Here is a 12323-nt window from a genome sequence, read left to right on the forward strand (position 1 = left end):
CTATCCAGGGTAGCTTAAATGCCAGCCATAACTGGCGCTACCAATATCTTGCTCGAATCGTTATCACAACGCACTGCGTTGCCGCGATTGACTAGGCGTCATGCCGAAAACCGAACGGAAGCTGGACGTGAAATGGCTATGGCTGGCAAAACCGCATGCGTGGGCGATCTGTGTCAGGTCATGGCAGCTTGCCCGCATGGCGCGCAGGGCTGCCGCCAGGCGCGTGCGTATCAGATAGCGGTGAACAGGCAAACCAACTTCTTCCCTGAATACCCGGGACAGGTGAAACGGTGAAGTATGTACCTGACGGGCCAGTTCATCGAGCGCCCAATCCTGCTGGGGATATAGCGAGATCAGTTCCTTGACAGCCTCAACCTGCTGTCGCCTGCGGCGTTGCGTCTGGGTATGCCTGGCACGGTCCAGTTGCTGGCGCTCAAAACAGGCTGCCTGCACAGAGGCCGTCAATACTGAAACGCTGATTTCTTGTACCGCCAGAGTATCGATGACGGGCTCATGCAGATGCCGCCACAAAAGTTCGCGGTTCAGCACGCTGGCTGGTGGCAACAGGCTATGTGGTCGCAATACCGGGGCATACAATTGCTGTACGCCTGCGGCATCGACCAGCAATTGCATGAGTGCTTCCTTTGAAAAATCGAGCACCAGCGCCTCGTCGCCTATATCACCGGGGAAGGTGATGCGGTAAGGCTGGCCTGTTCCCAAAAAAATCGCATGGTTGGCATTCGCAATGACATGCTGCCTGGGGCCGTCATGCTTGGCCAGCACGCCAGCAATGGGCAGTAATACCAAATCGGCAGTCTCGCACTCAAGCTCCTTGCTATCTTCAGGCCCAGGTCTTGCAATACCGTGCCGGATGGACAGCAGTTCGCTTTGGAACAAGGTGCGCAGCGCCAGTGCCATGGTAGTCTCGGTGATAGCCCAGGTTAATCAACTCTGACACAATAAGCCGATTCTTCACAAACTTTAATTTGTTAATATGGCATTCCGGCAGACAGGATTGCGGCAACAGAGTTCACTGTCCTACTTGGGAAGCAGCTTGCGCCTCTCGTATTCAAGTTGGTTGATATGGCGCTGTATCGACACATCCATGTCATGCGGCAGGTTCTGGAAACTGATCCCTATGCGGTACTTGCCCTGCCTGCTTTTTTCTATCTGGGTGACGTGACGCACTATGCCTTCGCAGCGCACAACATTGCGTATGCCCAGCACGATATGCAGTTTGGCAATGCGGTCCTGCACCTTGACTTCTGGCGGGCCAGACACTTGTACGCTCAAGCCGCCCACGCACAAATCAAAGATGGGCCAATATGCCAGGGTCTCGCCTTTTTCATCATACAGCCTGACCTTGAGCGGATCGACGATGGGCAATTCATTGCGATAGTATTCGCGACGTTGCATGCGCACGACACGTGAAGGTATCGGCACCCAAAAGGCATCCTGGTCGCCCCAGGTGAAAATCTGCGGGTTCAAGCCAGTAAACTGTACGCGTATGCCGTCTGGCCTGGCCAGAAAAACGCAGGAACTGGCTTTTTCCAGCAGTTTATTGGCGCGCGCATCTCCACCTATATCAAAGACCAGGCCATCGTCCCTGGCTGAGAGTATCAGGGTGACGATGAATTCACGGCCCTCATTAAAATAGACCGTGACAGGCTCACGCCTGTGCGAAAGATCATTCAAAATGCCCAGAATTTCTCTCTGCCCCAACAGGAAAAATTTATCCTCGATTTCGTCATTGCTAAACGATGCTGACATCCATTTACCTTTTTATTTATTTTTCTTGAAAAATAGACTGCTTATTACGACTGGTCAATCAAATAATATCTTTTCCATCATGATTTGACACTTCAGTTGCTTTTTTAGGGGTCGGCACGCCTCACCTGCTCTTGCCGCATAATGACTGTAATACTATCAATATTCATAATCATTAATCAATGAACATACTCGCCATCTGTGGCAGCCTGCGTGCTGCATCGCTCAATGCCATGCTGATACGTGCCCTGAGCCGCCTGGCACCGCCGGATATCAGCATCCAGGTCTATGAAGGCATGGCAACATTGCCCCTGTTCAACCCCGATCTGGATTTAACTCCACCAGCCAGCGTGCTGAGTTTGAAAGAGCAGGTAGCAGCCGCTGATATCGTACTGATTGCCAGCCCGGAATACGCCCATGGCATGACGGGTGTCATCAAGAATGCCCTGGACTGGACAGTCAGCAGCGACGTATTTGTTTATAAACCGGTGGTGGTCTTGAATGCCTCGCCCAGGGCCAGGCATGCAGATGCGGCTTTGCGTGAAGTATTGAGTGTGATGTCGGCGAAGATACTGGAAACAGCGTCGGTCCAAGTGCCGGTCATTGGTGCCAGGTTGGACGAGGATGGCATGCTCAGCCATCCTGAAATTGCAGAAATGCTAAAAGCTGCGCTCGCAGCGGCCAGGGTGGAATGGCAAACACTGCAAGGCTGAACAGGACATCAGGCAAACTGGTAATGAGACGATCAGATAGTCAGATGATCAGACAGCCAGTGCCTGTTCCAGCAAGCTGTGCAATTCGCTAAAGGACGGTTCTCCGACATAGCGTTTGAGGATATTGCCCTGCTTGTCGATGACGTAGGTAGTCGGTGTCAGTTTTACATCGCCAAATGATTGCGCCAGCTTGCCTTGTGGGTCGAGAGACACATGGAAAGGCAGCTTGCGGCTTTCCGCATAGTTGATCACATAGTTCGGTGCATCATAACTCATGGCAACAGCGACAAACTCCAGGCCTTGTTTATTGTATTTATTGTAAGTCTCTATCATCTTGGGCATCTCTGCCACGCAAGTCGCGCAAGAGGTAGCCCAGAAGTTCACCATGACGACTTTGCCGCGCAGGCTTTGGGTAGATATCTTTTCACCTTTGAGATTGGTGAAACTGACATCTGGCATAGGTGTTTTCGCCTTGTAAGTCGCAAAAAAAGCGACCGCCAGGGCAATCAGCGCCGTTGCGGCAATGACTGAAAAAATGGCAAATTTACGCGGTGAAGAAGGCGCCAGCATGGTTTTCCCAAAGCAAGAAACAAAGCAAGAAATACTACAAGAACGCATTATACGGCCTAAGTCATAAACAGGTTTTGCGCTATCACAGCTACAGCTGCTTCTACACTACAGCGGCTTTACCAAAGTTTGGCTACCGGCACCACGACACCGGCAAACCAGGAGCGGTCCTGGGAATTGCTGGTCAAGCCCTTGGTCATGCCCGCATCAAAGGTAAGCCGCTTGTTGGGGCTATAGGTCAGGGCGATCAGCGCCTGCCCCTGGTTTTTGGTGCCAGAGCGGTGCCAGCCGGCCCATTCTGCAGTCAGGCCCATTTTTTCATTGATTTCGGTCGAAAATGACGCTGACAAGCCACTTTGCCAGTGTGAAGTTGCATCCTCAGCAAAACCAAGGTGTGTCATGTTCAGATTCAAGTCAGCGTGTACTTTGCCCAGATCCTGGCTGACGATGCCATTCAAAGTCCAGTCTGACTTGCCTGATCCCAATGCATCTTTGGCCGTGGGGAATTTATTACCGAACTCCAGGCCAAAAGCAGTATCGTCACTGATGACAAACGCCCGCTTGATGGTAAGTGAAGTGTCGCCAAATCCACGGTCACGCTGGCCGGCACCATCATCAATGATGATATGCGCCTCACCACCGAGCAAGACTCCCCATTCCTTGGAAAAAGCCAGCTTGAACAGATAAGGCAGGCTCTGGCGCTGGGCTGGGCCGGTCTTGATGGTGTTGATGCCCATTTCCAGTTCCAGTTGCCCAGCGACAGGCAGTTGCGCAGAATTCGATACCGAGGGGCGGTATGGCGTGATGGCATCAACCTCTTCATCGGCAGCATACGCAAACTGGCTGGCCAGGCATGTGAGGCAGGTAAGTGTAGCAAAGCTCAGGCGGGATATTCTGGACATGTTTTTCCTTTCATTCTGTGATCAGCACAGCAGGTGCACTGATGGCTTTACCTGCCACATGGGTAGTCAGCACGATTGCCGTCGAGGTCGAGCCAAAAGCATTCAATTCATTAATGATACGCTGTAAATGTTCTACATCGGTCGCCAGCACACGCATGACGGCACCATCTTCTCCTGTCACGGTATAGCAATCGATAATTTCCGGGCAGTTGGCGACATACTGGGCATAAGGTCGCCCCTGTTGCGTCGATAGCCTGATCATGGCGGTGATTTGATAACCCAGCGCCTTGGGATTAATATCAGCACGATAGGCACGTATGACCTGGGCAGCTTCAAGGCGCTTGATGCGTTCTGATACTGCAGGCTGGCTCAGATGCACCTGGCGGCCAACCTCAGCATGCGACATGCGCGCATCCTGTTGCAACAATTGCAGGATTTTTTGATCAAACTGGTCGAGTTTATGATTCATAAGCATTTTGCGTCAATTTCCGATCAAAGCCTTGGCTGGATGAATAAATCCCTATGGAATCCCATTCAAACCACGGATTGCACTTGTTAAAGTAGAGTTACTGTACAGCTTACACCAAACCTCGGGATGCCCCGGAAAAATTGCCATGACAACGACTATTACAGCCAGCCAGCTTGCCCATATTGCCAAGGAATTCGACACACCTTGCTGGGCCTATGACGCTTCCATTATAAGAGCGCAAATTGCCCGCTTGCGTCAATTTGACGTGATCCGCTTTGCCCAGAAGGCCTCCAGCAATATCCATCTGCTGCGCCTGATGCGTGAAGAAGGCGTGATGGTGGATTCTGTATCACTCGGTGAAGTGGAACGTGCACTGGCCGCCGGCTATTCCAGCCAGGCGGAACATGGCGGCCACGCACCTATCGTGTTCACGGCGGATTTGCTGGACCGTGCGACCCTGAAGCGTGTGGTGGAATTGAATATCCCTGTCAATTGCGGCTCACCGCAGATGCTGGAACAACTGGGGCAGGCCCATCCTGGCCATGCCGTATGGTTACGCATCAACCCTGGCTTTGGTCATGGCCACAGCCGCAAAACCAATACCGGTGGCGAGCAAAGCAAGCATGGTATCTGGTTTGAAGAATTGCAAAACGCACTCGCCATCATTGATCAATATGGTTTGACGCTGGTAGGCCTGCACATGCATATAGGTTCTGGCGTTGATTATGATCATTTGCAAAGCGTGTGCGATGCGATGATAGAACAGGTAAAAATCTGCAAGCGTGACTTGCAGGCGATTTCCATCGGTGGTGGCTTGTCCATTCCTTACCGTGGCGACGAACCTGCGGTCGATACTGCGCACTATTTTGAAATCTGGGATAAGGCCAGGAAAGAAATCGAAACCCTGCTGGGCCACAAGATCAGCATGGAGATAGAACCTGGCCGCTTCCTGGTGGCGCAATCCGGTATTTTGATTTCTGAACTGCGTGCGCAAAAACAGGTGGGCAGTAATTTCTTTGCGCTGGTTGATGCTGGCTTCAATGACCTGGTGCGCCCTTCCATGTATGGCAGTTTCCACCGCATTACTTGTCATGCTGCAGATGGCACAGCGCGCACTACAGCCTTACGGCCTACCGTCGTGGCCGGGCCTTTATGTGAGTCTGGTGATGTGTTCACGCAAGAAGATGGTGGTGTGGTCACGAAACAGGATTTGCCAGCTTGCGACATTGGTGACTTGTTCGTCTTCCATGATGCCGGTGCTTATGGTGCCAGCATGTCATCTAACTATAATTCCCGCCCGCTGATACCGGAGATATTGGTCGATGGTGAGCAGATCAAACAAATCCGCCGTCGCCAGACTGTGCAGGAATTGATTGCGCTGGAAAATATCTAAGCATTTATTGACGCAGGTCTTCGAGTAGCCCTGCTTTTCTTGCCTTGAGGATGGCGACATTGAGTTTATCGATGATGCCGTCATCCTTGTCTGCCCTTACCGCAAAATGGATAGTGTCTATCAACAGCGGTTTGGGCAAGACGGTCAGGCGCACGTCAGCAAATGGTGAACTGCTGCCTTCGTTCTCATCGCGCAAAACCTGCAAGCGGTTTTCAAGAAAACGCGGGTCTTTATTCGCCGCGCCAAACAGGCCAGCATCCATGCGCCGGAACAAGAGTTTATAGATACGCGACAAGGGCGCGTAATTATCGACTTCTACCTTGAACAGATTGTCCTTCATCGCATCGAAACGGTCACCATAGCTAAAGCCACGTGGTATGCCTATGGTCTTGCCCTTGAGGTCAGCCATGGTGTTGAAACGGAACTGGGCATCGCTCCTGGTCACCAGGAACATATATTTTGATTGTATGGGCAGGGAGAAGTGGAAGATTTTTTCGCGCTCTTTGGTCTTGCTGACGCCGTATATAACGCCCTCACCATTTTCTGCGGCCTGCAGTGCGCGTGGCCAGGGGCTGCGCTGCTGTTGTATCTGCAAGCCGCCTTCCCGTTCAATAAACTCAAATAATTTATCTGCGAGTTTTAAGGGGAAAGGCTGGCCGCGTTGATCTATGGGGTCGGCTGTCAGTATCACCACCTCTTTGGCGCATGCTGCATGCAGGCTGACGCCAAATGCCAGCGCAAACAAAGTCAGCCGCGTAGTGAGCCGCATAGCCATAACTGGATTGCACAAGCGCATTTGACTTACCAAGACCTTTCAGACAAAACCCTCAAAAAACAGCAGACAATACCAATGCCCAATGCCCAATGCTCAGCGATGGGTCTGGATCAGAAATTGTTTGGGAGAGTAAAACAGACGAGCGATACAATTAATTTGTTTCCATTTCTGGAAACTTATCAGATAGTAACGTCAATATGGCAACGCAGCAAGTTTGACAACAAATTATTACAATAATAAAAGCCTGCAGTGCAGATGCTTATTTTATGCATATGTTTATGCGTATGTTTATGCTTATGCAGCGTCAGTCGCAGCTCTCTCAACTCTTGCTAGAGCTGGCATGTTTTTGAATAATAGCCTTGATATGCGCCCATTGTGCAGGCTTGATGCCACCCTTGAAAGATTCGAGGACCTTGCCATCACGGCCTATCAAAAAAACCGTGGGTGTTGCAAACACCTTACCAAAATTGTCTTGATAATCAGCGGCATTGCGCCAGAGTGAGGGAAAACCTTGATTGTCCTTGCTCAGCCATTTTGCCTGTTTAGCATAGTCATCAATATCTGTCATCGCATCATCAATGCTGACGGTGACCAGTTCAAAGCCTGACTTTTTATTGGCTTCATAAAACTTGCGAAACGTTGGCATCTCGGCCTGGCAGGTTGGGCACCAGGTCGCCCAGAAGGTCACCAGTATGATATCGCCTTTGCTCGTATCCATCTTGTATGGCTTGCCGTTCAGCATGGTGCCAGCCAGCGCTGGCTGGGCAGGAAACACTTCCTTACTGGCCGCCTGGGCAAAGTGGGCACTGAGGCTGGACGCAACAATCACAGTTACAGCCAACAACTTTGACATACTGAGCATGGTGATACTCCACTTCTGTCTGGACGATAACTTACAGCATAGTGCAGATTGAGATTGCCGTCTGCGCTTATAAGGCAATTTCAGGATAAGTCGCCGAACGCGTGCCTGGTCGCGGTGGGTTATCTGCAGACCTGTAGGTAAATACCATGGAAAACTTGGTTGCCGTAGTCTGGTTTTTGCCCGCAGCATGAAAGAGGTTGCTATGGAATAACAAGACATCGCCCTGCTGCAAAGGCACAGGCCGTGCTTGCGCCAGCAAAGCCTGGTTTTGTTCGAGGTCAGTACGCAAGAACTGGGCTTCGTCGAGTTGAGCAACATTAATATCGGTTTTGTGGGAACCGGGTATCACCAGCAGGCAGCCATTTTCCAGGGTTTCATTGCGTAATGCCAGCCACGACGATATGAGGTCTGCACGCTGGAAGTTCCAGTAACGGCTATCCCTGTGCCAGCCTGTCGCGGTGGAATACTGCGGTTGCTTGGTCATGATGCAATTGTGATGTGACTGCGACAGCAAGGCTCCATCACCCAGTAATTGCAATAAAGGCGTTGCCAATGCTGGCCCGGTTGCCCATTGCGCCAGGCGCGATTCGCGCGCATACGCCTGCAATAAGCGCCGGGCTGTCAGCCCGCCTTCAGCATCGCGTGAAGCAGGTGCGCCAGGGTAGCGGGTATCGGCCTCGTATTCTATCGGTTGTATCTGCCCTGCCAGTTGCTGTTCGCAATAGGCGATCACTTCTTCGCAATAGGCGGCGCTGGCCTGTTGCCGCAATACCAGAAAACCCTGGCTGGCAAATTCTTCTTGTTGCGCAGTACTTAACATGGTCATTATCTTTAATAAGCAAAATACCAATATCGTGCATCATTGATGACACGACAAATGGCTCACTCTTGATTTTAGGGGAATTCTATTCAACTGATCAGAACAGATAGAGGCAATTTAAGCGGTATTGTGATCAGGGCATCACAATTAAAATCCCGTAATAGGTGATAATGTAGGCCAAATTTAACGCAATAAACTAACGCAAAAGCATCTTACTCAACATGACACACACCATACTGGAAAACATCAACGTCAGTTCTTTCGAGAACATGCCCACCCCTGAAGAATTGCATGCGCGCCTGCCTTTGAGCGATCTGGCGGGCGATGTCGTCGAGCAAAGCCGTGAAAGCCTGCGCAGCATACTGGAGCGCAAAGACAAACGCCTGTTCGTCGTCGTTGGCCCCTGCTCCATCCATGATCCGGTTGCCGGCCTGGATTATGCCCGTCGCCTGAAAGCCCTGCAGGAAGAAGTCAAGGATGTGATGTTGCTGGTCATGCGCGTGTATTTTGAAAAACCACGTACGACCACAGGCTGGAAGGGTTATATCAATGACCCGTATATGGATGATTCTTTCCGCGTTGATGAGGGCATGGAAAAAGCCCGTCAGTTCTTGCTGGATGTCTGTGAACTCGGCCTGCCAACTGGTACCGAAGCGCTGGACCCGATTTCACCGCAATACCTGGGTGATCTGATTGCCTGGACGGCGATTGGTGCACGTACCACAGAATCCCAGACCCATCGCGAAATGTCGTCCGGCCTTTCTACACCTGTGGGTTTCAAGAATGGTACGGATGGCGATATCAGCATCGCCATTAATGCGATTTTGTCTGCTTCACACCCACACTCTTTCCTCGGCTTGAATGGCCAGGGTCGCGTCTCCATCGTACGCACCAGCGGCAATCAATATGGTCACGTGGTCTTGCGCGGTGGTGGTGACCGCCCGAACTACGATACCGTCTCTGTCGCCATGGCCCAGCAAGCCCTGGTCAAGGCCAAGCTGCCACCGAATATCGTGGTCGATTGTTCACACGCCAACAGCTATAAAAAACCGGAATTGCAACCCTTGGTCATGGCCGACGTCATCAACCAGATTGCCAACGGCAACAAGGACATCGTTGGCGTCATGATCGAATCCAATATCGTTGCGGGTAACCAGCCTATCCCCGCCGATTTATCGCAACTCAAATACGGTTGCTCAGTAACCGATGCCTGCGTGGACTGGGAAACGACGGAGAAGATGTTGCGCGAAGCTGCGGCGAGATTACGCAATGAGTAAGTAATTTTTTGTAGGGTGCAAGAGCTTGAAAATTGCACCCTTCTCTGTTGGGCACATAGCCATATCCATGAAACAAAGAACCGGCGCAGGTACCTATCTGCTCACCATGTCAGTCAGCGTCATTGTCTGGTCAGCAAGCACAATATTACTTTGCAAAAAATTAGCACTGACAGGTGTCATCGATCTGGTTACGCTCAACTGGTGCATCACAGCAATGGGTATGGCTTTTGCTGCACTTTTTTACCCCATGTCTGCCAGTCGCCTGCGTGATTTGAATTTTCCATCCTGGTCAATCAAGATTTTTTCATTTCCCTTGATCACCGTGATTATCCTGCCTTTGCTCTGCTTTCTTTCCGGGCCAAGATGGGAGAATGACTACGGTGAGCAGGCACCAAAATCTGGAACAGGTAAAACATTGCTCGCGCTTTCTGCATTTGGGGTTGCTGTACCTAGCCTGTACTACGCATTAATCATTTATTACGGCACACGTTATTTGTTGGCCCACACTTTTTCATCGCCAATTTGAGAGCCAAAGGAACTGATTACGATCAATGCAGTTCTCTATGTTCCACACCTTTGCGCATGCAGGCCGCTGCTGATGTTTATAATTGGCGTAATTGATACATGCAACTGGTGTAGGCCGTCCGGATTTCCGTTTGTAGTACATGGCGGCCGTTTTCCACTATTTTTTCACCTCCCACATACACATCGCGCACCAGATTATCATTGCCTGCAAAGATCCAGGTATTGAGTACATCCGTGCTAGCTATACCGGCGAGATTAGGATGCGCATCATCCAGTACTACAATGTCGGCACGGTAACCAACACTTAGTTGTCCAAGCTTGCGCCCGCTGGCTTGAGCGCCACCTTGCAGGGCTGCCTGATATAAGAAATCACCAACCTTGCGCTGGCCCGTAACGCTGGCAATATTGCGGCCCTGCAGGCGCAGGCGCTGGCCATATTCCAGCCAGCGCAATTCTTCTACCGGACTTTGCGATACATGGCTGTCACTGCCTACACCAAAGCGACCATTGGCGGCGATGTAATCTGGCAAATCAAAAAAACCGTCACCGAGATTGCCTTCCGTCGTGGTGCAAATGCCAGCTACCGCGCCACTGGCGGCGATACCCTGCACTTCTACCTTGTTCAGATGCGTGGCATGCACCAGGCACCAACGATCATTCACAAGTCCACTATCGAGCAAGAGCTCTACCGGGCGTTTGCCTGAGTAAGCGATGCAGGCATCAACTTCTTTTTGTTGCTCAGCGATATGGATATGGATGGGACGGGCGGCAGGCAGTGCCGCTACCAATTCACGTATCTGGCTGATGCTGGCAGCACGTAATGAATGCGGAGCTACACCAACTTCAACCTGGGCACTGCGCTTGACTTCCAATGCTTCTATCAATTGCATGATCTCTGCCACATTGGTGGAGAAACGGCGCTGGTCGTGGCGCAAGGCCTGTTCACCAAAATCGGCATAGCTGTACAACACGGGCAACATGCTGATGCCCATGCCAGTCTGCTCTGCTGCTGCAATCACGCGTTCTGCCATCTCGGCTGGACGCGAATAAAAACTGCCATCCTGGTCACGATGCAGGTAATGAAATTCACAAACTGCGGTATAGCCGTGGCGCAGGCATTCGGCATACAGTTGCGCGGCGATAGCCTGGATTTGTTCAGGCTTGATATGCAGGGCATAGCGGTACATGAGGTCACGCCAGGTCCAGAAACTGTCCTTGCCCTCGCCTGCCATTTCTGTCATGCCAGCCATGGCGCGCTGGAAGGCGTGCGAATGCAAATTGGTCATGCCGGGCAAGACAAACTGCGCCTGGTTTTCATGCGCCTGCAAAGCTGCATTCTGTTCGACGAGGCTCAGGTCACCGCCCTCATTCCAGTGCAGACGTACATTGCTGGTCCAGCCTTGGGGCAGTAAAGCGTAATGGGCAAACAAACTGCTCATGCGGCACTCCCTTGTGTTTTGTTCCAGTCCAGGCAAGCTTGCAGCAACTGCTTCAGCAGAGGTTGCACCTTGACTGCCAGGTCAGGCCGGTATTCGTAGGGCGCGGCTTCATTCATGTAAATGCACTGGCTCATCTCCAGTTGTACTGCATGGATATGACGGGATGGCTGGCCATAATTACGGGTGATAAAACCACCTTTGAAACGGCCATTGAAAATATGCGTGTAAGTATGCGCATCACTCGCGTTTTGCAGGCTGTTTGCAATGGCAGTTTGCATGCCTGCATCACAGGATTTTTGATCGGCAGTACCAAAGTTTAGGTCGGGTAACTTGCCTTCAAAAAAGCGTGGCACTTCAGATGCGATGGAGTGTGCATCCCACAAAACCACGCTGCCATGCAGGCTTAACAGGCGTTCCAGCTCTTGTTGCAATTGCTGGTGATAAGGTAACCAGTAAGTGGCGATGCGGCGCTGCACCTCGGCTTCTGTTGGCAAATTCTCTGGTGCATATAGCGGTTGCTTGGCAAAGGTATCCACCGGGCACAGGCCAGTAGTGTCTTGCCCGGGGTACAAATTGGCATTGTCGGACGAACGGTTCAGGTCTATCACATAGCGTGAATATTCCGCCGCGATGGTGGATGCCCCGAGCTCTGCTGCCATATTGTAGAGCTCGCGCAAATGCCAGTCAGTATCGGTTTTTTCTTGCGAGACTGGCAGCATCTGGGCGGCGATGTCATCCGGTATGCTGGTGCCGACGTGAGGCATGGAAATCAGTAGGGGCAGGCTGCCCTGTTGAAAATGAAAAGCAGTCATGG

The 12323-nt window shown here is 51.5% G+C and carries 14 protein-coding genes; 4 read left to right on the top strand and 10 right to left on the bottom strand.

The annotated features are described in order from the left end of the window. Nucleotides 1-63: 63 nt before the first annotated feature. Both ACO0LL_RS00825 and ACO0LL_RS00830 read right to left on the bottom strand, forming a co-directional pair. Entirely contained in the window at nt 64-918 is an 855-nt protein-coding gene (locus ACO0LL_RS00825; protein WP_422948997.1) for a helix-turn-helix transcriptional regulator, read from the bottom strand. A 120-nt stretch (nt 919-1038) separates the two neighbouring features. Continuing rightward, complete coding sequence (locus ACO0LL_RS00830; RefSeq protein ID WP_422948998.1) at nt 1039-1770, bottom strand: flagellar brake protein; 732 nt, start codon at nt 1768-1770, stop codon at nt 1039-1041. Between the two features lie 179 nt (nt 1771-1949). On the opposite strand from ACO0LL_RS00830, the gene ACO0LL_RS00835 reads away from it, so the two are divergent. Further along, the gene (locus ACO0LL_RS00835) at nt 1950-2480 is read left to right on the top strand and encodes an NADPH-dependent FMN reductase (protein WP_422948999.1); all 531 of its coding nucleotides are present in this window, start codon (nt 1950-1952) and stop codon (nt 2478-2480) included. Nucleotides 2481-2528: 48 nt separating this feature from the next. On the opposite strand, the gene ACO0LL_RS00840 is transcribed toward ACO0LL_RS00835, so the two are convergent. The 3 genes from ACO0LL_RS00840 to ACO0LL_RS00850 form a co-directional block, all read right to left on the bottom strand. Next, the gene (locus tag ACO0LL_RS00840) at nt 2529-3050 is read right to left on the bottom strand and encodes a TlpA family protein disulfide reductase (protein WP_422949000.1); all 522 of its coding nucleotides are present in this window, start codon (nt 3048-3050) and stop codon (nt 2529-2531) included. 116 nt (nt 3051-3166) lie between these two features. Next, on the bottom strand, nt 3167-3949 hold the full coding sequence (locus ACO0LL_RS00845; RefSeq protein ID WP_422949001.1) for a transporter: 783 nt from the start codon (nt 3947-3949) through the stop codon (nt 3167-3169). 10 nt (nt 3950-3959) lie between these two features. Then, nucleotides 3960-4418: an Lrp/AsnC family transcriptional regulator gene (locus tag ACO0LL_RS00850; protein WP_422949002.1), complete on the bottom strand. Its 459-nt coding sequence runs from the start codon at nt 4416-4418 to the stop codon at nt 3960-3962. Nucleotides 4419-4563: 145 nt separating this feature from the next. Between ACO0LL_RS00850 and lysA the strand changes: the two genes are divergently transcribed. Then, nucleotides 4564-5811, top strand: coding sequence for a diaminopimelate decarboxylase (gene lysA, locus ACO0LL_RS00855; protein ID WP_422949003.1), 1248 nt, complete (start codon nt 4564-4566; stop codon nt 5809-5811). Between the two features lie 4 nt (nt 5812-5815). On the opposite strand, the gene ACO0LL_RS00860 is transcribed toward lysA, so the two are convergent. The 3 genes from ACO0LL_RS00860 to ACO0LL_RS00870 all read right to left on the bottom strand — a co-directional run bounded on the left by ACO0LL_RS00860 (nt 5816) and on the right by ACO0LL_RS00870 (nt 8268). Then, complete coding sequence (locus tag ACO0LL_RS00860; RefSeq protein ID WP_422949004.1) at nt 5816-6586, bottom strand: substrate-binding periplasmic protein; 771 nt, start codon at nt 6584-6586, stop codon at nt 5816-5818. 319 nt (nt 6587-6905) lie between these two features. After that, nucleotides 6906-7448 (bottom strand): TlpA family protein disulfide reductase, encoded by a 543-nt coding sequence (locus ACO0LL_RS00865; RefSeq protein ID WP_422949005.1) that lies wholly within the window; start codon nt 7446-7448, stop codon nt 6906-6908. A gap of 67 nt (nt 7449-7515) precedes the next feature. Then, nucleotides 7516-8268, bottom strand: a complete 753-nt coding sequence (locus tag ACO0LL_RS00870; RefSeq protein ID WP_422949006.1) for a phytanoyl-CoA dioxygenase family protein — start codon at nt 8266-8268, stop codon at nt 7516-7518. A gap of 221 nt (nt 8269-8489) precedes the next feature. Between ACO0LL_RS00870 and ACO0LL_RS00875 the strand changes: the two genes are divergently transcribed. Next, the gene (locus ACO0LL_RS00875) at nt 8490-9545 is read left to right on the top strand and encodes a 3-deoxy-7-phosphoheptulonate synthase (protein WP_422949007.1); all 1056 of its coding nucleotides are present in this window, start codon (nt 8490-8492) and stop codon (nt 9543-9545) included. Nucleotides 9546-9612: 67 nt separating this feature from the next. Beyond that, nucleotides 9613-10071: a DUF805 domain-containing protein gene (locus tag ACO0LL_RS00880; protein WP_422949008.1), complete on the top strand. Its 459-nt coding sequence runs from the start codon at nt 9613-9615 to the stop codon at nt 10069-10071. A 76-nt stretch (nt 10072-10147) separates the two neighbouring features. On the opposite strand, the gene ACO0LL_RS00885 is transcribed toward ACO0LL_RS00880, so the two are convergent. Together ACO0LL_RS00885 and hutG are read right to left on the bottom strand one after the other, a co-directional pair. Further along, entirely contained in the window at nt 10148-11509 is a 1362-nt protein-coding gene (locus ACO0LL_RS00885; protein ID WP_422949009.1) for a formimidoylglutamate deiminase, read from the bottom strand. Next, nucleotides 11506-12321 carry an N-formylglutamate deformylase gene (hutG, locus tag ACO0LL_RS00890; RefSeq protein ID WP_422949010.1) on the bottom strand — a complete coding sequence of 272 codons (816 nt, stop codon included), beginning with the start codon at nt 12319-12321 and terminating at the stop codon, nt 11506-11508. Before hutG ends, ACO0LL_RS00885 begins: the two co-directional genes overlap by 4 nt. Between the last annotated feature and the right edge of the window lie 2 nt (nt 12322-12323).

Origin of the sequence: Undibacterium sp. TC4M20W (assembly GCF_049340245.1) — a bacterium.
Classification (GTDB): Bacteria; Pseudomonadota; Gammaproteobacteria; order Burkholderiales; family Burkholderiaceae_D; genus Undibacterium.

Excerpts from the sequence above, each read along its gene's own strand:
- ACO0LL_RS00880 (WP_422949008.1), top strand. The coding sequence starts at position 9,613 with ATGAAACAAAGAACCGGCGCAGGTACCTATCTGCTCACCATGTCAGTC.
- ACO0LL_RS00870 (WP_422949006.1), bottom strand. The coding sequence starts at position 8,268 with ATGTTAAGTACTGCGCAACAAGAAGAATTTGCCAGCCAGGGTTTTCTG.
- hutG (WP_422949010.1), bottom strand. The coding sequence starts at position 12,321 with ATGACTGCTTTTCATTTTCAACAGGGCAGCCTGCCCCTACTGATTTCC.
- ACO0LL_RS00860 (WP_422949004.1), bottom strand. The coding sequence starts at position 6,586 with ATGGCTATGCGGCTCACTACGCGGCTGACTTTGTTTGCGCTGGCATTT.
- ACO0LL_RS00830 (WP_422948998.1), bottom strand. The coding sequence starts at position 1,770 with ATGTCAGCATCGTTTAGCAATGACGAAATCGAGGATAAATTTTTCCTG.
- ACO0LL_RS00840 (WP_422949000.1), bottom strand. The coding sequence starts at position 3,050 with ATGCTGGCGCCTTCTTCACCGCGTAAATTTGCCATTTTTTCAGTCATT.
- ACO0LL_RS00845 (WP_422949001.1), bottom strand. The coding sequence starts at position 3,949 with ATGTCCAGAATATCCCGCCTGAGCTTTGCTACACTTACCTGCCTCACA.
- ACO0LL_RS00850 (WP_422949002.1), bottom strand. The coding sequence starts at position 4,418 with ATGAATCATAAACTCGACCAGTTTGATCAAAAAATCCTGCAATTGTTG.
- ACO0LL_RS00825 (WP_422948997.1), bottom strand. The coding sequence starts at position 918 with ATGGCACTGGCGCTGCGCACCTTGTTCCAAAGCGAACTGCTGTCCATC.
- ACO0LL_RS00885 (WP_422949009.1), bottom strand. The coding sequence starts at position 11,509 with ATGAGCAGTTTGTTTGCCCATTACGCTTTACTGCCCCAAGGCTGGACC.
- ACO0LL_RS00835 (WP_422948999.1), top strand. The coding sequence starts at position 1,950 with ATGAACATACTCGCCATCTGTGGCAGCCTGCGTGCTGCATCGCTCAAT.
- ACO0LL_RS00865 (WP_422949005.1), bottom strand. The coding sequence starts at position 7,448 with ATGCTCAGTATGTCAAAGTTGTTGGCTGTAACTGTGATTGTTGCGTCC.
- ACO0LL_RS00875 (WP_422949007.1), top strand. The coding sequence starts at position 8,490 with ATGACACACACCATACTGGAAAACATCAACGTCAGTTCTTTCGAGAAC.
- lysA (WP_422949003.1), top strand. The coding sequence starts at position 4,564 with ATGACAACGACTATTACAGCCAGCCAGCTTGCCCATATTGCCAAGGAA.